Source organism: Nocardioides pollutisoli (assembly GCF_040045055.1).
Classification (GTDB): Bacteria; Actinomycetota; Actinomycetes; order Propionibacteriales; family Nocardioidaceae; genus Nocardioides; species Nocardioides tweenelious.
In genome coordinates, this window is the sequence record NZ_JBDZDU010000002.1 from 169060 (window position 1) to 189235 (window position 20176).

Annotated in this window: 20 protein-coding genes; 8 read left to right on the plus strand and 12 right to left on the minus strand. The window is 71.5% G+C overall.

Annotation, left to right across the window (positions count from 1 at the left end; translation table 11 throughout):
* Position 1 precedes the first annotated feature (1 nt).
* Both ABLE68_RS18880 and ABLE68_RS18885 read right to left on the minus strand, forming a co-directional pair.
* Positions 2 to 781 carry a chitosanase gene (locus tag ABLE68_RS18880; protein ID WP_348873473.1) on the minus strand — a complete coding sequence of 260 codons (780 nt, stop codon included), beginning with the start codon at positions 779 to 781 and terminating at the stop codon, positions 2 to 4.
* Positions 778 to 2370 carry a catalase gene (locus ABLE68_RS18885; RefSeq protein ID WP_348873474.1) on the minus strand — a complete coding sequence of 531 codons (1593 nt, stop codon included), beginning with the start codon at positions 2368 to 2370 and terminating at the stop codon, positions 778 to 780. The genes ABLE68_RS18880 and ABLE68_RS18885 overlap by 4 nt, the downstream gene beginning before the upstream one ends.
* Positions 2371 to 2644: 274 nt before the next feature.
* Between ABLE68_RS18885 and ABLE68_RS18890 the strand changes: the two genes are divergently transcribed.
* Positions 2645 to 3712 carry a hypothetical protein gene (locus tag ABLE68_RS18890; RefSeq protein ID WP_348873475.1) on the plus strand — a complete coding sequence of 356 codons (1068 nt, stop codon included), beginning with the start codon at positions 2645 to 2647 and terminating at the stop codon, positions 3710 to 3712.
* Complete coding sequence (locus ABLE68_RS18895; RefSeq protein ID WP_348873476.1) at positions 3705 to 4352, plus strand: class F sortase; 648 nt, start codon at positions 3705 to 3707, stop codon at positions 4350 to 4352. Before ABLE68_RS18890 ends, ABLE68_RS18895 begins: the two co-directional genes overlap by 8 nt.
* Here ABLE68_RS18895 and ABLE68_RS18900 read toward each other — a convergent pair.
* Complete coding sequence (locus ABLE68_RS18900) at positions 4310 to 4921, minus strand: DUF2238 domain-containing protein (RefSeq protein ID WP_348873477.1); 612 nt, start codon at positions 4919 to 4921, stop codon at positions 4310 to 4312. The two genes, ABLE68_RS18895 and ABLE68_RS18900, sit on opposite strands and share 43 nt — an antisense overlap.
* A gap of 101 nt (positions 4922 to 5022) precedes the next feature.
* On the opposite strand from ABLE68_RS18900, the gene ABLE68_RS18905 reads away from it, so the two are divergent.
* Positions 5023 to 6147 (plus strand): LLM class flavin-dependent oxidoreductase, encoded by a 1125-nt coding sequence (locus ABLE68_RS18905; protein ID WP_348873478.1) that lies wholly within the window; start codon positions 5023 to 5025, stop codon positions 6145 to 6147.
* Positions 6144 to 6740 carry an FMN reductase gene (locus ABLE68_RS18910; RefSeq protein WP_348873479.1) on the plus strand — a complete coding sequence of 199 codons (597 nt, stop codon included), beginning with the start codon at positions 6144 to 6146 and terminating at the stop codon, positions 6738 to 6740. Before ABLE68_RS18905 ends, ABLE68_RS18910 begins: the two co-directional genes overlap by 4 nt.
* A 106-nt stretch (positions 6741 to 6846) precedes the next feature.
* Here the strand turns inward: ABLE68_RS18910 and ABLE68_RS18915 are convergent, their stop codons facing one another.
* The 3 genes from ABLE68_RS18915 to ABLE68_RS18925 are packed head-to-tail and all read right to left on the minus strand — an operon-like array spanning position 6847 to position 9784.
* Positions 6847 to 7911 carry an amidohydrolase family protein gene (locus ABLE68_RS18915; protein ID WP_348873480.1) on the minus strand — a complete coding sequence of 355 codons (1065 nt, stop codon included), beginning with the start codon at positions 7909 to 7911 and terminating at the stop codon, positions 6847 to 6849.
* Position 7912: 1 nt separating this feature from the next.
* Positions 7913 to 9247: a type I glutamate--ammonia ligase gene (locus tag ABLE68_RS18920; RefSeq protein WP_348873481.1), complete on the minus strand. Its 1335-nt coding sequence runs from the start codon at positions 9245 to 9247 to the stop codon at positions 7913 to 7915.
* Positions 9248 to 9256: 9 nt separating this feature from the next.
* Positions 9257 to 9784: a YbhB/YbcL family Raf kinase inhibitor-like protein gene (locus ABLE68_RS18925; protein WP_348873482.1), complete on the minus strand. Its 528-nt coding sequence runs from the start codon at positions 9782 to 9784 to the stop codon at positions 9257 to 9259.
* Between the two features lie 96 nt (positions 9785 to 9880).
* Between ABLE68_RS18925 and cobA the strand changes: the two genes are divergently transcribed.
* Together cobA and ABLE68_RS18935 are read left to right on the plus strand one after the other, a co-directional pair.
* Positions 9881 to 11104: a uroporphyrinogen-III C-methyltransferase gene (gene cobA / locus ABLE68_RS18930; protein WP_348873483.1), complete on the plus strand. Its 1224-nt coding sequence runs from the start codon at positions 9881 to 9883 to the stop codon at positions 11102 to 11104.
* Positions 11104 to 11907: a TrmH family RNA methyltransferase gene (locus tag ABLE68_RS18935; protein WP_348873484.1), complete on the plus strand. Its 804-nt coding sequence runs from the start codon at positions 11104 to 11106 to the stop codon at positions 11905 to 11907. Before cobA ends, ABLE68_RS18935 begins: the two co-directional genes overlap by 1 nt.
* A gap of 159 nt (positions 11908 to 12066) precedes the next feature.
* On the opposite strand, the gene ABLE68_RS18940 is transcribed toward ABLE68_RS18935, so the two are convergent.
* The 3 genes from ABLE68_RS18940 to def all read right to left on the minus strand — a co-directional run bounded on the left by ABLE68_RS18940 (position 12067) and on the right by def (position 14422).
* Positions 12067 to 13206 (minus strand): magnesium and cobalt transport protein CorA, encoded by a 1140-nt coding sequence (locus ABLE68_RS18940; RefSeq protein WP_348873485.1) that lies wholly within the window; start codon positions 13204 to 13206, stop codon positions 12067 to 12069.
* A gap of 116 nt (positions 13207 to 13322) precedes the next feature.
* Positions 13323 to 13841, minus strand: coding sequence for a GNAT family N-acetyltransferase (locus tag ABLE68_RS18945; RefSeq protein ID WP_348873486.1), 519 nt, complete (start codon positions 13839 to 13841; stop codon positions 13323 to 13325).
* Positions 13838 to 14422 (minus strand): peptide deformylase, encoded by a 585-nt coding sequence (gene def / locus ABLE68_RS18950; protein WP_348873487.1) that lies wholly within the window; start codon positions 14420 to 14422, stop codon positions 13838 to 13840. The genes ABLE68_RS18945 and def overlap by 4 nt, the downstream gene beginning before the upstream one ends.
* Positions 14423 to 14514: 92 nt before the next feature.
* Between def and ABLE68_RS18955 the strand changes: the two genes are divergently transcribed.
* The gene (locus ABLE68_RS18955) at positions 14515 to 15879 is read left to right on the plus strand and encodes an acyl-CoA dehydrogenase family protein (RefSeq protein ID WP_348873488.1); all 1365 of its coding nucleotides are present in this window, start codon (positions 14515 to 14517) and stop codon (positions 15877 to 15879) included.
* Positions 15879 to 17099: an acyl-CoA dehydrogenase family protein gene (locus tag ABLE68_RS18960; RefSeq protein WP_348873489.1), complete on the plus strand. Its 1221-nt coding sequence runs from the start codon at positions 15879 to 15881 to the stop codon at positions 17097 to 17099. Before ABLE68_RS18955 ends, ABLE68_RS18960 begins: the two co-directional genes overlap by 1 nt.
* Position 17100: 1 nt before the next feature.
* On the opposite strand, the gene ABLE68_RS18965 is transcribed toward ABLE68_RS18960, so the two are convergent.
* The 3 genes from ABLE68_RS18965 to galK all read right to left on the minus strand — a co-directional run bounded on the left by ABLE68_RS18965 (position 17101) and on the right by galK (position 20172).
* Positions 17101 to 18450 carry an LLM class flavin-dependent oxidoreductase gene (locus ABLE68_RS18965; RefSeq protein WP_348874381.1) on the minus strand — a complete coding sequence of 450 codons (1350 nt, stop codon included), beginning with the start codon at positions 18448 to 18450 and terminating at the stop codon, positions 17101 to 17103.
* Complete coding sequence (locus tag ABLE68_RS18970; protein ID WP_348873490.1) at positions 18447 to 18857, minus strand: hypothetical protein; 411 nt, start codon at positions 18855 to 18857, stop codon at positions 18447 to 18449. Before ABLE68_RS18970 ends, ABLE68_RS18965 begins: the two co-directional genes overlap by 4 nt.
* Positions 18858 to 18993: 136 nt before the next feature.
* The gene (gene galK / locus ABLE68_RS18975) at positions 18994 to 20172 is read right to left on the minus strand and encodes a galactokinase (protein ID WP_348873491.1); all 1179 of its coding nucleotides are present in this window, start codon (positions 20170 to 20172) and stop codon (positions 18994 to 18996) included.
* Positions 20173 to 20176: the final 4 nt, after the last annotated feature.

Below are 20176 nucleotides of genomic sequence, written 5' to 3' on the forward strand. Positions count from 1 at the left end.
GTCAGCGCGAGATGTGGAACCGGTCGCCGTAGACGTGCCAGGTGAGCGGTGGCTTCAAGGTCATGTTCCGCTGCCGGAGGAAGACCCGCTGGGCGGTGTCGACCCGTGAGGTGTCGTCGTGGGCGGCCTCGGCCTTCATCGCGGCGACGCGGGCGTCGAGGAAGGCGTTGAGGTAGCGCACCTCCGAGCCACCCTCGGCCGGCGTGCGGGCGTGCTTCATCGCCGTCCGCCGGATGCCGCCGAAGCTCAGGTGGCTGCTTCCCGGGCCGTGCATGACGATCGCGTCGTAGTAGATGAACTGGCCGAGCGCCCGCAGGCCGTCGCGCTCGGCCCGGCGTACGGCGGGGTCGAAGTAGACCCGGTCCCGCTCGGCGTCCTGGGCGTGCCGGAACGCCGGGTCCTTCGCGGCCCGGTGCCAGGCCCTCACGAAGGGCTGGCCCAGTCCCTCGTGCGACTCCGTGCCGTTGACCCGGCGCAGGGCCGGGAGGAAGCGGGCGAGCGGGTTGTCCGGCTCAGCGTCGGTGTAGGCCTGCACCACCTCGAGCATGTCGCCGGTGCCGGAGCAGAAGCCGATGATCCCGCCGGTGTAGCCACGGCCGTCCCCGATGTCCTCGAGGTAGGTGTACTGCTGCTTCCACTTCAGCGAGGAGTTCTCAGCACTGGAGACGAGCTCCATCGCGATCTCCTTGCGGTCCGGGCGGTCCAGCCCGGGCGAGGACGCCGCCGCGGGCGCCCCGACCAACAGGGTCAGGGCGACCGCGCCGGCGGCAAGCAACCTCACGACTTCGCGTTCGTGTCCGACTCCACGATGGGATCCTGCGCGTTCTCCTTGGCCTTGTCATCCTGGCCGCCGGGTCCACCGAGGTCTGCGTCGGCGCGGACCAGCTCCTCGATCCGCTTCCCGCAGTCGGCGTCGACCGCCTTCCAGTAGGCGAAGGCTCGTTCGAGCACGTCGCCCTCGACCCCGCCGAGCAGGTGACCGGCAACGGTCTTCACGAAGGTCTCGCGCTGGTCGTCGTCCCACACGTCGCGGACGAGCGTCCCGGCCTGGGTGAAGTCGTCGTCGTCCTCGCGCAGCGTGTAGGCCTGCCGGACCATGGCGCCGTCGGTCTCCCAACCGGGGTCGACCTCGCCGACCTCGTCGGCGTACCCGCGTCCGAAGGAGTTGGGCGCGTAGACCGGGTCGTCGCTCCGGTGCTCGTAGGCCATCGGGCCGTCCTGGGTGTAGGTGTTGACCTCGACCTTGGGCCGGTTGACCGGGAGCTGCAGGTAGTTGGCCCCGATCCGGTGCCGGTGCGTGTCCGCGTAGGCGAATGCTCGGCCGAGCAGCATCTTGTCGGGCGAGAAGCCGATCCCGGGCACGAGCGCTGACGGCTCGAACGCCGCCTGCTCGATCTGGGCGAAGAAGTTGTCCGGGTTGCGGTTGAGCGTCATCGTGCCGACCTTGATCAGCGGGTAGTCGCTGTGCGGCCAGATCTTGGTCAGGTCGAACGGGTTGATCCGGTAGGTCTTCGCGTCGTCGTACGGCATCGCCTGGATCGACAGCGTCCACGACGGGAAGTCGCCCTTCGCGATCGTCTCGTAGAGGTCGCGGCGGTGGAAGTCGGCGTCCTCGCCAGCGATCCGGGTGGCGTCCTGGTCGGTGAGGCCCTCGACGCCCTGGTCGCTGTGGAAGTGGTACTTCACCCAGTGCTTCTCACCGGCCTCGTTGATCCAGAGGTAGGTGTGGGAGCCGTAGCCGTTCATGTGCCGGTAGCTCTTCGGGATGCCGCGGTCGCCCATCAGGTAGGTCACCTGGTGGGCGGACTCCGGGTTGAGGCTCCAGAAGTCCCACTGCATGTTGTTGTCGCGCAGGCCCGAGCCACCGCGGCGCTTCTGCGAGCGGATGAAGTGCGGGAACTTCATCGTGTCACGGATGAAGAAGACCGGGGTGTTGTTGCCGACCAGGTCGTAGTTGCCCTCGGTCGTGTAGAACTTCAGCGCGAAACCGCGGGGGTCGCGCCAGGTGTCGGGCGATCCCATCTCGCCGGCGACGGTCGAGAACCGAGCCAGCATCTCGGTCTTCGCGCCGGGCTGGAAGAGCGCGGCCTTGGTGTACGCCGAGACGTCCTCGGTGGTCTCGAACTCACCGAAAGCGCCGGACCCCTTGGCATGCACGTTCCGCTCCGGGGTGCGTTCCCGGTTGAAGTGCGCCATCTGGTTCAGGAAGTGGACGTCGTGCAGGACGATCGGTCCGTCCGGGCCGACGGTCAGGCTGTTGCGGTCGCTCGGGGCGGGCGCGCCGGTGTCGGTCGTCGACCCGAGGTGCGCCTCCTCCGAGGGAGCGTTCTTGATCGAGGTGCCGTCGGTGGGCTGGGGCAGGTCAGGCATGGGTCCTCCGGGTCGCGGATGGGCGGGTACGCCGGGAGGTACCCGCCTGGTCCCGACACAAGCACGAGAGCCCCAGGTGATCAACCGCAGTCCGCGCTACGACGTCGGGGAGGGACATGAGAACGTCTCGAAGAGCGGCTGGTCACGGGTGATCCGCGTCCTGTCTAGACCAGGTGTTGACATCGGTTTCCCGCGGCCCGCGTAAGGACACATCGTCTGTCCGTAGGGGGAACCGGCCGCGCCCGAAGCGGCCCCAACAACGGGAGAGATCACCATGCGGAGCTCGGTACGCACAAGCGCACTGGCACTGGCCACCGTCGCAGTCCTGGGGGTGTGGTCGACGGCGGGTGCTGCGATCGCCGACCCCAAGCCTGACCACGCGGACCACGGCAAGCACGTGGGCCAGGACAAGTCGCAGGACCAGGTCGCGGAGCACGGCGCGGGCAAGGATGCCGACAAGGCGAAGGGCCAAGGTCAGGGCAAGGGGCACCAGGGCCAGGGCTACGGGAACCAGGGCCAGAGCAAGGGCCACGGGAACCAGGGCCAGGGCAAGGGGCACCAGGGCAAGGGGCACGGCAACGGTCAGGCCCACGCTCCGGGCCAGCAGCCAGGCGGGGGACACGGCGACCCCGCCGGCAACAACGGCACCGTGAAGATCGCCGGCCCGGGCGACGCGGTCGGCCACCCGAGCAACAACCCGCACCCGGGTTGCACCTTCTTCGTCGAGTGGTTCGGCTATGACGAGGGCGCCGACGTCGTCTCGACGGTGACCTTCGCGTCGCAGGCCCCCACCTCGGACGTCGTCCTGGGCGGCACTTCGCCCTCGCAGGTCTTCGTCGGTGGCGACTCCGCTGGTGGTGGCACCGACCTCGACGGTCGCCAGGCCTACACGCTGAGCTTCAGCGGTGGCGCGCCGCACCCGAAGCAGGGCTACCACGTGAAGCTGACGGTCGCGACGCCGCGGTCCCAGGGCAACGACACGAAGACCAAGGTCTTCTGGGTGGAGCCCTGCGCGTCTGACACGCCCGCCCCCGGCTCCCAGTCGGGCACGGGGCCTGGTGCCACGGACGACGACACGAACGACGACGCGAACGACACTGCCACGGAGGCTGCTGACCAGGGCGTGCTCGGCACGTCGGCGACCGCGCCAGCCGCTGCGCCGGCCGGCACCGACGCCGACTCGAGCGGTGGCTCGGCCCCGGTGCCGACTGCGGTTGACGCGGGCGAGAGCAGCTCCGCCCTCCCCGAGTGGGCGCGTTCGCCGCTCCCGCTCACACTGATCGCCTTCGGGGTCGTGCTCGCCGGCGTCGGCATCGTGCTGCGCTCGCGGTCCCGTGCCTGACACCAAGGCCACTGCATCGTCGCGCGGCCACCACCTTGCTCGTTGGGTGGTGGCCGCCGGCGTGGTGGTCGTCGTGGTCGGCGCGATCGCGTGGTGGGACCAGTCTGACGAGGATCGAGCCGCCGCAGTGTCGGCCGGGAGATCCGGACAGGTCTCCACCGCTCCGGTTGCGCCCTCACCCGAGGCCGTGCGCGCTCGGTGGGAGCCGGGCGCGCCACGACACGTGCAGATCCCCGCGCTGGACGTCTCCGTTCCCGTCGTGCCGGTGAAGGCGCCCGGACGCACGCTGGTGCCGCCGAGCGATCCGCAGCAGCTCGGGTGGTGGGCGGACGGCGCCGAGCCCGGCGCGCGCCGCGGCAGCGCGCTCATCACCGGCCACACCGTGCACACCGGTGGTGGCGCCCTCGACGATCTCGAGCAGCTGGAGCCCGGTGACGCTGTCGTCGTGCGCACCCAGCGCGGGACGATCCGCTACGACGTGCGCCGCGTCCACATCTACAGCAAGGGTTCGCTGGCCGCCCACGCTGAGAAGGTCTTCAGCCAGCACGTCGCTGGACGCCTGGTGCTGATCACCTGCGAGGACTGGGACGGCGAGCGCTACCTGAGCAACGTGGTCGTGGTCGCTGTCCCACGCACCTGACGACGACGCGCTGCCAGGACGACCAGGCCGCCGAGCGTCGCTCCGACCGTCCCGAGCGTCATGTCGCCGAGGGTGTCCTCGTAGGCGGTCTCGATCTCGGTGCCGTGCCGGATGAACGTGTACCACTCACCCAGCTCCCACCCGAGCGCCAGCGCGGATCCCAGCCCCGCGACCAGGAGCACCACCGCCCAGTCGGGCTGGACCCGGGTGCAGATGATCAGTCCGATGCCGGTGAGCAGCAGGAACCAGTTGAAGAAGTGGTTGAAGTCGTCCCACCACACGATCGAGTCGTAGAGGTCGAGGCTGTTGCCGGTCACGTCGACCAGGAACGGCAGCATCACCAGCGTGAACGCGCCGTACGGCGGGGTGGGGCGCGGGTCCCGACGCCGCGTCGCGAGCCACCAGACGGCCGGCGTGAACAGCATCAGCAGGGGATAGGCGACCAGGCGTGCGCCGAACGCCTTGTCGGCGAACCGGTCGATCCCCGGCACCCACTCGGCGACCGCGAGCTGCCCCACGGTCAGGACGATGACCAGGGCGGGGAGCCACCACGAGATGCGTCGGTTCACGAGCCCATCGTGGTGTCTGACACGCGGAATACTGGGCAGCCGCGCAGGGTTGAGGCATTAGTTCGATATTCAACCATTGGCTTCCAGGAGTTGAGGTTCCCATGCAGTTCGGCATCTTCTCCGTCGGCGACGTGACGACGGACCCCACCACCGGTCGCACCCCGACCGAGCACGAGCGGATCAAGGCGCAGGTGGAGATCGCGAAGAAGGCCGAGGAGATCGGCCTCGACGTGTTCGCCACGGGCGAGCACCACAACCCGCCGTTCATCGCGTCCAACCCGACCGCGACGCTGGCCTACATCGGGGCGCAGACCGAGAAGATCATCCTCTCGACCGCGACGACCCTGATCACGACGACCGACCCGGTGCTCATCGCCGAGGACTACGCCAAGATCCAGCACCTCACCGACGGTCGCGTGGACCTGATGATGGGCCGGGGCAACACCGGCCCCGTCTACCCGTGGTTCGGCAAGGACATCCGCGACGGCATCAACCTGGCCGTCGAGAACTACGCGCTGCTGCGCCGCCTGTGGGACGAGGACGTCGTCAACTGGGAGGGCAAGTACCGGACGCCGCTCCAGGGCTACACCGCGACCCCGCGGCCGCTCGACGGCGTCGCGCCCTTCGTCTGGCACGGCTCGATCCGCAGCCCCGAGATCGCCGAGCAGGCGGCGTACTACGGCGACGGGTTCTTCCACAACCACATCTTCTGGCCGGCCGGGCACACCAAGCAGATGGTCGACCTCTACCGCCGGCGCTTCGAGCACTACGGCCACGGCACCGCCGACCAGGCGATCGTCGGCCTCGGCGGGCAGTTCTTCATGCGCAAGAACAGCCAGGACGCGGTCAACGAGTTCCGCCCGTACTTCGACAACGCGCCGGTCTACGGCCACGGCCCGTCGCTGGAGGACTTCACCGAGGCGACGCCGCTGACCGTCGGTTCGACGCAGCAGGTGCTCGAGCGCACGCTCGGCTTCCGCGACTACGTCGGTGACTACCAGCGCCAGCTCTTCCTCATCGACCACGCGGGTCTGCCGCTCAAGACCGTGCTCGAGCAGCTCGACCTGCTCGGCGAGATCCTTCCCGACCTGCGCGCCGGCATGGCCGAGGGACGCCCGGCGCACGTGCCGGACGCGCCCACCCACGCCTCGCTGGTCGCGAAGGCCGGCGGCGCCCACGACGCGACCCTCCACGCCGTCGACGACGTCACCGGGGTGTCGGTATGAGGCGCCTCGTCGTGATCAGTGCCGGCCTGAGCGTCCCGTCCTCGACGCGACTGCTCGCCGACCGGCTCTCGGCCGCGGCCGTGGAGGCGATCCATGGCCCGGTGGAGGTCGACGTCATCGAGCTGCGGCCGCTGGCCCACCTGCTCGCCGACAACCTGCTGACCGGGTTCGCGACGGGCGAGCTGGCCGAGGCCATCGAGACCGTACGCCGGGCCGACGCGCTGATCGTCGTCACGCCGGTCTTCGCGGCGTCGTACTCCGGTCTCTTCAAGACCTTCTTCGACGTCATCGAGCCCGACCTGCTGACCGGCGTGCCGGTGCTGATCGCGGCGACCGCGGGCACGGCTCGGCACTCGTTGGTGCTCGAGCACGCGCTGCGGCCGCTCTTCAGCTACCTGCACGCGACCGTCGTCCCGACCGCCGTCTTCGCGGCGAGCGAGGACTTCGGCGAGGCCGGTCTCGACTCCCGCATCGAGCGCGCGGCCGGTGAGCTGGCGATCCTGCTCTCCGGTGCGCCCCGCCAGCGGGCACGCACCCTCGAGGAGGAGTTCGCCGACCCCACGCCGTTCGAGGACCTGCTCCGCGGCGCCTGAGCCTCAGGCCCCGAGGCATGCGGTTTGGTCACAAACCGCATGTTCTGGGCCCGGAATGTTGAGGTTTGTGACCAAACCGCAGGTCCGGACGGACGTGCGGGGTGGCTCAGAGCCCGTAGACCCGACGCGCGTTGCCCGACCCGATCAGGTCGGCGACGCGCGTCGCGTCGTCGAGGGACCAGTCGCCGCGCTTGAGCCACGACCCGAGGACCAGGCTCATGGCGCGGCGCCACAGCAGCGACCCGAGGTAGTGCAGCTCGGGCAGGCCGTAGGCGTCGGAGGAGTAGAGCTGCTTCGCGAACGGCGCCAGCTCCATCGCCTCGCCGACCAGCTCGACCGAGCGGCTGCCGAGGTGGTTGATCGCCAGGCCGACGTCGAAGTGGACGTGGTCGAACGCCTGGGCGAGGTAGCCCGCCTGCCGGTGGTAGGGGTAGCAGTGCAGCAGCAGGACCGGTGAGTCGGTCATCCGCAGCAGCGGCAGGAGCAGCATCGGGTCGGCCCGGCGCAGGTCGAGGTCGCGGTCGCCGAGTCCGGTGTGCACCTGTAGCGGCAGACCGCGCGAGAGCGCCTCGTGGACGACGAAGGCGACCAGCACCGGGTCGTCGACCCGCGGTCCGCTCGCCCGCGCCTGACCGGCAACGGCCGCGTCCGTCGGCCGCGTCCAGTCGATGTCGAGACCGCTGCGGTAGGCCGCGATCGTCTTGGTGCCGACGATCGACGCCATCGCGGCGTCCAACCGGTCGCGGAACGCGCCCGGCACGTCGTCCGAGCCGAGCACCGACTCCAGGAGCGTCTCGAGCCGGAGCACCTCCGACGACGGCTCGGGCGACGACACCCGGTCGGGGTTGAGGCCCGTGTCGACGACCCAGTGGTCGATGCCGGCCTCGCGCAGGAAGAGCGCCACGAGTTCGTCGTACGGCGCGGCCGAGCGCGCGGCCCAGTAGTCGTCGGCCGAGGCGTGCGGCTCGAGGCCGAGGAGGGGCGCGCACCACCGACGGATCGCGACCCCGATCGGCAGGTCGAGGTCGGCGAGCGGGCTCCCGGACGCCTCGTTGAGCGCCGCCGTGAACGACGCACGGTCCCCGGGCTCGGTGAAGGTCCCGTGCACGTGGTGGTCGACGAGGCGCATCGCGCGCAGGTGCTCGTCGAGGTGCACCGTCTCCAGGGCCAACTCAGCAGCTCCAGGCCAGTCGCAGCGCTTCGGCCACCTCCGGCGCCGACGGGTCGGGGAAGGTGTCGACCTCGTAGCGACGCACGGCGAGCAGCCCGTCCACGATGGGTGTGCCGAGCACCGCGCGGGCGACCGGTGAGGCGGCGAAGGCGTCGAGCACGGCGGCCTGGCCCGCAGGCAGGGACGGGAGGTCGGCGGCCGATCCCGCCGGGTCGTCCGGGACCTCGGGCGGGAGCGGGAGGCCGGCCTCGATGCCGTGCAGGGCGCTGCCGAGCAGGGACGCGACAGCCAGGTAGGGGTTGGCGCTCGGGTCGACCACCTTGAGCTCGACGTTGGCGCCGTGCGCGCTCGAAGGCCCACCGGCGATCAGGCGTACGGCGGCCTCGCGGTTCTCCAGACCCCAGCAGAGCGCTGCGCCGGCCCAGTTGCCGGGCTGCAGCCGCGACTGCGACAGCACGGAGCCGGCGTACACCCCGACGAGCCCGGGCAGGGCGTCGAGGATCCCGGCGATCGCCGACTCGCCGGTCGTCGTCAGCCCGTGCGTTCCGGTGCCGCCGCCGAAGACCGGGCCGTCGGAGGTGGCGAGCGACAGGTGGAGGTGGGCGCCGTTGCCGACCTCGCCCGCGAAGGGGTACGGCGAGAAGGACACCTGCATGCCGTGCCGGGCCGCCGCGCGGCCGAGCACCAGCCGGGCGAGGACGACGTCGTCGGCGGCGCGGACAGGGTCGGACGGGGACAGCGAGATCTCGAGCTGGTCGTGGCCGTACTCCATGTGCAGCTGCTCGAGACCCAGTCCCACCGCGGCCGCTGACTCGGCGAGGTCGGCGAGGAACGCGGCCTGCTCGAGCGAGGTGCGCAGGCCGTACGGCGACCGGGCCCCGCTGGTCGCGTGGCCCCCGTCGGGCCCCAGGAGCGTGCACTCCAGCTCGGCGCCGACCAGTGCGGTCAGGCCCGCGTCCTCGGCCGCCGCGACCGTGCGTCGCAGCGCGGAGCGCGCACACATGTCGTTGCTGCCGCCGCCCTGGTCGTGGAACTCGCCCGGCGCCCAGGCGACCCCGTCCTCCACCACCCGCAGCTCGGCGGGGTCGATCAGGATCCGCAGGTCGCCGACCACGTTGAGCTCGGGCGTGAAGGCGATGTTGCCGTCGACGCAGAAGACGCTCCAGCACGGCGACGCGCCCATGCCGACCCGGTGGAAGGCCGCGAGCCGCGGCGTGGGCACGTACTTGGCCCGGGCGACGCCGCCCATGTCCACCACCGAGCCGCCGACCAGCCGGACGCCCTTCCCGGTGAGCTCCTCGACGTACGCGGCCAGGTCGGCATCGCTGTGGGTCATGGTCCCTGTCTAGTGCTGGTAGGTGCCGTGGAGGATGGCCCGGCCCGCGGTCTTGAACGCGAGGTTGAAGGACACCACGGCCGGCGAGGCGTCAGAGTCGACGCCGAGCGTCTCCTCCTTCACCGCGTGGACGACGAAGAAGTAGCGGTGCACCTGGTCGCCGGCCGGGGGAGCCGCCCCCATGAACGCCTTGGGCCCGCCGTCGTTGCGGCACATGAAGGCGTTGCCGGGCAGCGACGCACCCTCGGCGCCTGCGCCGGCGTCCAGCGAGGTCACGTCGGCGGGCAGGTCGACCAGCACCCAGTGCCAGAACCCGCTCGGCGTCGGGGCGTCGGGGTCGAAGCAGGTCACCGTGAAGCTCTTGGTCCCTTCCGGGGCACCCTCCCAGGACAGCTGCGGGGAGGTGTTGCCGGCGTCGGCGACCTGGTCGTCCTTCAACGGCTGGCCGTCGGTGACGTCGGCGCTCGTGACCGTGAAGGACGGCACGGCGGGAAGCAGGTCGTAGGGGTTCGGCGTGACCGGGCGGTCGAGACTCATGTCGCTCCTATCGCGTGGCTGCGGGACTCCTTCAACGTAGTCCGCTGGGTGAACCCGCGTCACGGGGCTCGCACCCGCGCCCGGGATGATGGTCCGATGGACGACTTCAGGATCTACCCGTCGGGCCTGCTGCTGACGGGCCGGCGGGTGGTCGTGGTCGGCGGTGGCCACGTGGCGCAGCGCCGGGTGCCGCACCTCATCGCGGTCGGCGCCGACGTCCACGTCGTCTCACCCGAGGTGACGCCCGCGATCGAGGGCATGGTCGGCTCCGGCGAGGTCACCTGGCACGAGCGCGGCTTCGAGCCCGCGGACCTCGACGAGACCTGGTACGTCATCGCCGCGACCGACGACCAGGCGGTCAACGAGGAGGTCACCCGGGCCGCGGAGGTACGCCGGGTCTTCTGCGTCCGCGCCGACGACGCGACCCGCGCCACCGCCTGGACGCCCGCGGTCGGCAGGCACGCCGGCGTGACCGTGGCGGTCCTCGGCCAGCGCGAGCCGCAGCGCTCTGCCGCCGTACGCGACGAGATCCTGGAGGGGCTGCGCGAAGGCACCATCGTCGCGCGCCACCAGCGCGACCGGCCGGCCGGCGTCGTCCTCGTCGGCGGGGGCCCGGGCGATCCCGAGCTGATGTCGGTCGCCGGGCGCAAGGCACTCATGGAGGCCGATGTCGTCGTCGCCGACCGGCTCGCGCCGCGGGAGCTGCTCGGCGAGCTGCCGCCCGACGTCGAGCTGATCGACGTCGCGAAGCTGCCCCGGGGCCGCTCGGCCCAGCAGGAGGAGATCAACCGGCTGCTCGTCGAGCACGCCCTCGCCGGCAAGTGCGTGGTGCGCTTCAAGGGCGGCGACAACTTCGTCTTCGGTCGCGGCTACGAGGAGGTCATCGCCTGTCGCGAGGCGGGCGTCCCCGTCACCGTCATCCCCGGGCTGAGCAGCCCGATCACGGTGCCCGGCGTCGCGGGCATCCCGATCACCCACCGGGGCGTCGCCCACGAGTTCACCGTCATCTCGGGTCACCTGCCGCCCGGTCACCCCGAGTCGCAGGTCGTCTGGCCCGCGGTCGCGCAGCTCACCGGAACCGTCGTGCTGATGATGGCCGTCCAGAACGCGCCGGCCATCGCCACCGCGCTGATCGAGGGCGGGCGACCCGGCACGACCCCGGTCGCCGTCATCTGCGACGGCACGATGCCGGGGGAGCGGACCGTCCTCGCCACCCTGGAGACCCTCGAGGCCGAGCTCGCGGCGCACCGCGTCCTGCCGCCCGCGATTATCGTGGTCGGCGAGGTGGTCGCCGTCGCGCACCCGGCGGCGTTCGCCTGATGGCGACGGTCGTCGAGATCTCGGATCCGGCCGACCCCCGGCTCGGGGACTACCGCGACCTGCGCGACGTCGAGCTGCGCAAGAGCTTCGAGGCCGAGCACGGCCTCTTCCTCGCCGAGGGCGAGAAGGTCGTACGCCGTGCCGTCGAGGCCGGCTTCGCACCGCGCTCGTTCCTGATGGCGCCGCGCTGGGTCGACGGGCTCGCCGACGTGCTGGCCGCCACCGACGCGCCCTGCTTCGTGCTCGCCGAGTCGCTCGCCGAGGACGTGACCGGCTTCCACGTCCACCGCGGTGCCCTCGCCTCGCTGGAGCGTCGTCCGCTGCCGAGCGTCGAGTCGGTGCTGGACGGCGCCCGGTCGGTCCTGGTGCTCGAGGACCTGGTCGACCACACCAACGTCGGGGCGATCTTCCGCGCGGGCGCGGCCCTCGGTTTCGACGGGGTGCTCCTCGCCCCGCGCTGCGCCGACCCGCTCTACCGGCGCTCGATCAAGGTGGGGATGGGTGCGGTCTTCACGACGCCGTGGACCCGGCTCCCTGACTGGTACGACGCGCTGCCGTCGCTCTCCGCACTCGGCTTCACCACCGTCGCGCTCACCCTGACCGAGGACTCCGAGCCGATCGAGGACGTCGTCGCCGGCCTCGACCGGGTCGCCCTCGTGCTGGGCTCCGAGGGGCACGGTCTCTCGCCGCGCTGGGAGCAGTCGGCCGACCGTCGCGCGATCATCCCCATGCGCGCGGGCATCGACTCGCTCAACGTCGCCGCCGCCAGCGCGGTCGCCTGCTACGTGACCGCTCGACGCTGACCGTCTGCTCGCTGGTCGAGTAGCGAGCGCCAGCGAGCGTATCGAGACCCCGGGTGAGGTCTCGATACGCCGGTCGCGAGCTCGTTCCTCGCTCGCGCGGCTACTCGACCTGGCTGCTGCGTCTTCCTCTCCCGAGCAAGCTCGGGAGAGGAAGGCAGCTCATATCCAGCGACGCGTCTTGAACACCGCCCAGAGCGTCACGCTGACGAAGAGCATCATCACCAGCGCGAAGGGGTAGCCGAGCGCCCAGTGCAGCTCGGGCATGTGGTCGAAGTTCATGCCGTAGACCGTGCCGACCAGCGTCGGGGCGAACAGGATGGCGGCCCAGGCGGAGATCCGCTTCACGTCGTCGTTCTGCTCGATGCTCGCCTCGGAGAGCGCGCGCATCTCCTCGTTCTGCCGCTGCGCGACCAGGGTCGCGTTGACGGTGAGGATGTCGCGCAGGAGCTGGCGGTAGCCGACGACCTGCTCGATGACCTGGGTGAGGTGGTCCTCGACGTCGCGGAGGTAGCGCTGCAGCTCCTCGTCGGTGCCGTACTTCTCGAAGCCCGCGGTCAGGCTCGCGAGCACCGTCACGAGCGGACGGGTGGCGCGCTGGAACTCGATGACCTCGCGGGAGAGCTCGTAGATGCGCCGCGACACCTGCGGGTCGCTGCCGAACACCTCGGTCTCGATCTCGTCGATGTCGTTGCCGAGGCCGGCGACGACCGGCGCGTAGCCGTCGACGATCCGGTCGAGGATCGCGTAGAGGATCGCCTCCGGCCCGAGTGCGAGCAGGTCGGGGTTGCTCTCGAGCCGACGGCGTACGGCGGAGAGGTCGGGCGACTCGCTGTGCCGGACGGTGATCACGAAGTCGGGACCGACGAAGAGGTGCACCTCGCCGAAGTCGACCTCCTCGCGCTCGTCGTCGTAGTGCGCCGCGCGCAGCACCACGAAGAGCGTGTCGTCGTAGCGCTCGAGCTTGGGTCGCTGGTGCGCGACGATCGCGTCCTCGATGGCCAGCTCGTGCAGGTCGAACTCGTCGGCGATCGACCCGAGCTCGTGGTGGTCGGGGCGGTAGAGACCGATCCAGGCCACCGCGTCGTCGTGGTCGCGCAGCGAGCGGTAGGTGTCGGCCAGTGTCGTGGGGGAGTCGACCCGGTCGCCGGCGACGTAGACGGCGCTGTCGACCATGCTGACCCGGTTGCCGATGCGCTCGACGGCGAGCGAGGCGCCGGGTGCGACAGGAGTGCGTCGTACGCCGGGCCGGCGGACGCGGCCGGTCAGCGAGCGGATCGGCTTGAAGCTGCGGTCAGACATGACAGGACCTCGGGGCTGGTGAGGATGCGGACGGGTGACTGGCAACTGTCGCTATGCATCGCACTCACCTCCGTCCGGCCGGGTCCTGGCTGACCGAGAGAAGCGTACGCCGGGGGTCAGCCGGTCGACGACTCGGTCCCGAGCTCGAAGATCAGCTCCAGGCCGTCCTCGTCGTCCCACTGCTCCCCGTTGTGGACGAACGGGTACTGCCGGATCAGGCCGAGGGACGCCTCGTTGTCCGGCGAGATCGTGGCGCGCAGCGTGCGCACCCCGGGCTCCCGCCGCGCGCGGTCGATCGCGATCTCCAGCGCCGCCCGGGCATAGCCCCGTCGCCGGTACGCCGGGTCGACGCCGTACCCGACCTCGACCATGCCGTCCTCGTCGGGCGCGGCGTGGAAGCCGGACTGCCCGACGGCCACCTGGTCGTCGTCGTCCCAGAGCACACCGGTGATCCAGGGCAGGTCCTCGGGCGACTCGACGGCCTGGACGGTGCGGTAGCTCCACGTGCGGATGGACTCGTCCGACACCATCCACGGGGAGAGCGGGACGGGGGAGTGCGCGTTGGCGGTCGCCAGGTCGCCGGCGGCCAGCGCGGCGATCGCCTCGGGCGACAGGTGGATGACGCGGACGTTCACGCGGGCCAGTCCGGCGGGAACTCGTCGGCGGTCTTGTCGTGGGCCTTCTGGAGCTTCTTGCGCTGCTTGGTGGAGAGCCGGTCGCCGAAGACCGTGCCGAGCGTGTGGTCGGTCTCGTGCTGCAGGCAGCGGGCGAGCAGGCCGTCGCCGCTGAACGACACCGGCTCGCCGTCGAGACCGGTGCCGCTGACCGACGCGAAGTCGGGGCGGGCGCACTCGACGAAGGCGCCGGGGAAGGAGAGGCAGCCCTCCTCGCTGTCGTCGAGCTGGCGGTCCTTCCCCTCGGGCAGCGTGAGCACGGGGTTGCAGACAATCCCGACGGTGTGCTGACCCGACTCGTCGGGGCAGTCGAAGACGAAGACCGCGAGGTCGACCCCGATCTGGCAGGCGGCCAGGCCGACGCCGTCGGCGGCGTACATCGTCGCGACCATGTCGGCGGCCAGGGCGCGGAGCTCGTCGTCGTACGCCGTGACCGTCGCCTGGGGCCGGTGCATGACCGGGGTCCCCCATCGGGTCATCGGTCGGACGGTGCCGCCCTCGGGGAGCGGGCCGTGCGGGGCGAGGGGTGGTGCGTCAGGCATGACGAGGAGCCTAGCCAGCGCCGGGCGCTCCTGTGACCGGACCCACGGCGGCTGCTGTAGCGGAGAGTGTAACTCCGAGTTACATTGACGACATGACTCTCATCCAGGGCCTCAAGCCCGGCGGGAAGCACGGACTGTCGTCGACGGAGTCGCGCGACCCGATCGGGTACGCCGTGGCCGCACTGAGCCGGCTCGCCCAGAGCGACCTGCTCGACCGGGTCGGGCTGCGCAAGCAGACCGAGCAGGTCGTCTTCACGACCACCCGGAGCGGCTTCAAGACGATCACCGCGGCCAGCCGGCAGTTCGCGAAGGCAGGGAAGCGCGGCAAGCCCGGCGCACGTCCGGCCAACGCCCCGCGCACCGGCGTCTTCGACCTGACCCCGTCCGAGGACGAGCAGATGCTCGTCGACGTCGTCACCGAGTTCGCTGCCGAGGTCGTGCGACCCTCCGCCGCCGAGGCGGACGAGGCCTGCGCCGCTCCTGAGGCGGTCCTCGCCGCCGGCCTCGAGATCGGGTTGCCGATCCTCGGCGTCCCCGAGGCGCTCGGCGGCATCTCCGAGGAGCGCTCGGCCATGGCCGGGACGCTCGTCGCGGAGGCGCTCGCCCACGGCGACCTCGGCCTCGCAGTCGCCTCGCTGGCGCCCGGATCGGTCGCGACCGCGCTCGGGCTGTGGGGGACCGACGCCCAGCAGCAGACCTATCTCCCGGCGTTCACGGGCGACGACGTCGCGGCCGCGGCGATCGCGCTCACCGAGCCGACCGTCCTCTTCGACGTGCTCTCGCCGTCGACGACCGCCGAGCGCACGGAGGACGGATTCGTCCTCAACGGCGTGAAGTCGGCGGTCCCGCGCGGCTCCGACGCCGAGCTCTTCGTCATCGGTGCGCAGCTCGAGGGCGCGCCCGTGCTCTTCCTCGTCGAGTCCGGCACTTCCGGGATCTCGGTCGTCGCCGACCCGGCGATGGGAGTGCGCGCGGCCGGGCTGACCCGCCTGGAGCTGACCGACGTGAAGGTCTCTGCCGACGCGGTGCTCGGGGCGACCGACGGGTCGACGTACACCGAGTGCGTCCGACTGGCGCGCCTCGCGTGGTGCGCCCTCGCCGTCGGGACGGGTCAGGCGGTGCTCGACTACGTGGCGCCGTACGTCAAGGAGCGTGAGGCGTTCGGCGAGCCCGTCGCCCACCGGCAGTCGGTGGCGTTCATGGTCGCCAACATCGCGATCGAGCTGCAGGCGATGCGGTTGCTGACCTGGAAGGCCGCGTCGCGCGCGGCCGCGGGCAAGGACTTCGCCCGTGAGGTCGCGCTGGCCCGCAAGCTGTGCTCCGACAAGGGCATGCAGATCGGCCTCGACGGCGTGCAGCTCCTCGGTGGCCACGGCTTCGTGAAGGAACATCCCGTCGAACGCTGGTACCGCGACCTGCGGGCCATCGGCATCATGGAAGGTGCGGTGCTGGTCTGATGGCCATCTACCTGGACGACCCGAAGAAGTTCCGCCCGCTCGTCGGGCAGGCCCACCAGGTCGCGATGAACATGCTGCGGCCGATCTCGCGCAAGTACGACAAGGCCGAGCACGCCTATCCGCAGGAGCTCGACATGCTCGCCGCGATGATCGACGGACTGTCGGAGTCCGGCGCCAGCGAGGGTGCCGGCGCGGCCGGCGTGAAGCGCGACGAGGCCTCCGCCTCCGACGAAGGTGGCGTCAAGAACGGCACCAACCTCGCCTCGGTCATGTCGATCGCCGAGATGTGCTGGGGAGACGTGGGGCTGCTGCTCTCGATGCCGCGTCAGGGTCTCGGCAACTCCGCGATCGCGTCGGTGGCCAACGCCGAGCAGCAGGAGCGGTTCGCCGGCGTCTGGGCCGGCATGGCGATCACCGAGCCGGGCACGGGCTCCGACTCGGCGAACATCAAGACGACCGCCGTCCTCGACGGCGACGAGTACGTCATCAACGGCGAGAAGATCTACGTCACCTCCGGTGATCGGGCCGACGCCATCGTGGTGTGGGCGACCCTCGACCGCGACCTGGGCCGGGCCGCGATCAAGTCGTTCGTGGTCCCGAAGGGCACCCCCGGAATGCGGGTCGACCGCCTCGAGCGCAAGCTCGGCATCAAGGCGTCCGACACGGCGACGATCATCTTCGAGAACTGTCGCGTGCCGGCCGAGAACCTCCTCGGCTCGCCCGAGATCGACACCAAGCAGGGCTTCGCCGGCGCGATGGCGACCTTCGACAACACCCGCCCGCTCGTCGCGTCGATGGCGGTCGGCTGCGCCAAGGCCGCGCTCGACCTGACCCGTGACCTGCTGGCGCAGGCCGGGGTGGAGGTCGACTACGACCGGCCTGCCGTCGTGCAGTCCGCGGCTGCTGCGAAGTTCCTGCAGATGGAGGCCGACTGGGAGGCCGCCCACCTGCTGATGCTGCAGGCCGCCTGGATGGCCGACAACCGGCAGCCGAACTCGCTCGAGGCCTCGATGGCCAAGGCGAAGGCCGGGCGGGTGGGGTCCGACATCACGCTCTCGTGCGTGGAGCTGGCGGGCTCGGTCGGCTACGCCGAGTCCGAGCTGCTCGAGAAGTGGGCTCGCGACTCCAAGATCCTCGACATCTTCGAGGGCACCCAGCAGATCCAGCAGCTGATCGTGGCCCGCCGGATCCTCGGGCTCTCCTCGGCGGAGCTGAAGTAGCTCACGCGGTCAGGCTGCTCAGCCGCTCGAGGTCGTCGGGCCCTGCGAGGTCGGAGATCGCGAGGTAGACGGTGTCCACGCCCTGGTCGGCCAGCGCGCCGTAGCGGTCGAGCTGCCGTGCCGGCGGGTCGGCGAAGTCGCGCCCACCCGGTGGCACGTCGAGCACGGTGACCTTCACGTCGGTGCCTGCGACGGCTGCGAGCGCCTTGTCGACATCGGCGGTCCGGACGTTGACGGCGTCGGCGAGCCGCGCACCGATGGACAGGGTGCGGGCACCTGACCCGCCGAGGACGATCGGGATGTCGTGCACGGGGCGCGGGTAGCAGGTCGTCTCGGGCAGGTCGCCGACCGCCTTGGTCCCGGGTGCCCAGAGAGCGCGCATCGTGGCGATCGCCCGCTCCACCTCGTCGAGACGTTCACGTGGGGGCGTGAAGGGCACGGCGTACGCCGCGTGCTCCCGCTCCCACCAGCCGGCGCCGAGGCCGACGAACGCGCGACCGCCGGTGAGGGCGTCCAGGGTGGCGGCGGCCTTCGCGGTGACGCCGGCCGGGCGGAAGGTCACCGGCGTGACCAGGGTGCCGAGCTCGAGACGCGTGTCGATGCCGGCGAGCAGGCCGAGGGTGACCCACGGCTCCGGGATCGGCTCCCACGCGCGCCCGACCTGGGGGATCTGGATGAGGTGGTCCATGACGGCCAGGCCCGCGAAGCCTGCATCGTCCGCTGCGCGCGCGATGCTGCCGAGCCAGGCCGCCGGGTCCTCGCCCCAGGGGAACCGGCTGACCTGCAGCACGAACCTCAGTCCTTGGCTGCTGCGGCGCTCCGGTGACGCGGTCGTGCGCCTGACACCGGTTTCCGGGTCGTCCTGAGGCGCACGACCCGTCTCGGGCACGTGCACGAGGTCCCAACCCTCGAGGTCGAGCGCGGTGCGTACGGCGTCCGCGCGCTTGAGCTGGCTCGCGAGGGCGGGCGCAGGCACGGGTCGGTCCCGTTCCCGGTTGCGGCGTCGGCACTCCTCGGCCGGGGTGTCGAGGCGTACGACGACCGTGGGCAGGCCGGCCGCGCGGCCCGCGTCACGCCAGCGGGCCCGGCGTACGTCGTCGAGGCCGAGCGTGTCGACGACGGTGGTCAGTCCGCGGCCGAGGCGGGCGTCGACGATCCGCTCCAGCAGGTCGAAGGCATCGTCGGAGGCGTCGAGGTCGTGCGGACCGCTGCCGACGACGCCGCGGAGCAGGTCGGACGAGACGATCTCGTCGGCCCGGTAGCGACCGCTCGCCCAGGTCGACTTCCCCGATCCCGAGGCACCGACCAGGACGACCAGGGCCGGGTCGGGCAGGCGTCCGGCCGTCGTCAGACCTTCTTGCGCGGGGGCAGCTTCGCGCTGGGCGAGGACGGGGCCTTCTTCGCCGGAGCCTTCTTGGCGGGTGCCTTGCGGACCGCGGCCTTCTCCGTCGGGCTCTTCTTCTCGACGACCTTGGCGACGTCCGCCGGCGTCCCGATCGTGGGCTTCTCGACCAGGGGAGCGGCCGGCTCGGCCTCGGGGCGCGGCGACGGGACGAACGCGGCGACCGTGCCGGTCGTCTTCACGGCCCGGTGCGTGGCGGAGCGGGCGACCTGCCCCGCCATCTCCCTGCCGATGGCGAAGGTGCCCTTCGCCTGCTGGACCGCCTTGCCGGCGCTGCCGGCGGGGTCGTGGACGACCCCCTTGACGGTCCCGACCACGAGGTCCTGGAGCTTCTGGATCGAACTCTTGCTGGCCACGGGCTTCCCTTCGATCGGAGATCTGGGTCGTGGTCTGGATTCAAGCACGCCCCTGGGCGCCGCGGCTGCTGCGGTTTGGTCACAAACCGCACGTGGGAGCGCTCCGAGGTTGCGGTTGGTGACCAAACCGCAACCGTCAGGGCGCCGGCCAGACCAGCTCGGCGGCCGGCCCGGGGGAGGCGAGGAGGTGCGCGGGAGGACCGAACCCGGCAGCCACGAACGCGACGTCGATGGCGCGGACCACGGCGTCGACCCGGTCGACCGGCACCAGCGCGATGGACGAGCCGCCGAAACCACCGCCGGTCATCCGGGCGCCGACGGCACCTGCCTCGACGGCGGTCGCGACGGCGACGTCGAGCTCGGCGCAGGAGATCTCGAAGTCGTCGCGCATCGAGGCGTGCGACGCGCGGAAGATCCGGCCGACCTCGTCCCAGTCCTGTGCGGCGAGCGCGGTGACGGTCTCCCGCACCCGCTCGATCTCCGTGACGATGTGGGTGGCGCGGCGGCGGACCCGATCGTCCGTCATGGCGGAGACGGACGACAGCGTCGCCTGGCGCAGCGAAGGTACGCCGAGGGCGTCGGCCGCGGCCTCGCAGTCCGCCCGGCGCTCGGCGTAGCCGCCGTCGACGAGCGCGTGCTTGACCCGGGTGTCGGTGACCAGCAGCGCCAGGCCGGCCTCCTCCAGGGGAAGTGCCACCGGCTCGGAGGTGCCCTCGTCGAAGTCGATCAGCAGTGCGGCGCCGGACGAGGCGCGCAGCGAGACGGTCTGGTCCATGCCGCCGGTCGGCGCTCCCGCGACCTCGGTCTCCGCCCGGATGCACGCGTCGATCAGCAGCTGCCGGTCGACGGGGACACCCACGGCCGCGCAGACCGCGAGCGCCACGGAGCACTCGAGGGCGGCCGACGACGACAACCCGGCACCGAGCGGGACCGTCCCGTGCACCAGCAGGTCGACGCCCGGGACCGGGATCCCGGCCTCGCCCAGCGCCCACACGACGCCCGCGGCGTACGCCGCCCAGCCGGTCGCCGACGACAGGGCGTCCGGCCCGCCGGTCCACGGCTCGTCCTGCTCGAGGCTGCCGATGCGCACCTGGTCGTCGTCGCGCAGCGCGACGGCGGCGAACGTCGCGTGGGGGAGCGCCACGGGCAGCACCAGCCCACGGTTGTAGTCGGTGTGCTCGCCGATCAGGTTCACCCGACCCGGCGCCCGGGTGACGAGCGCGGGCTCGACACCGTACGTCTCGGCGAACGCGGCCCGCACCTCCTCGACGAGGTCGGACGGTTCTCCAGCGGCGACGAAGGGGGTGGACGACACGCTA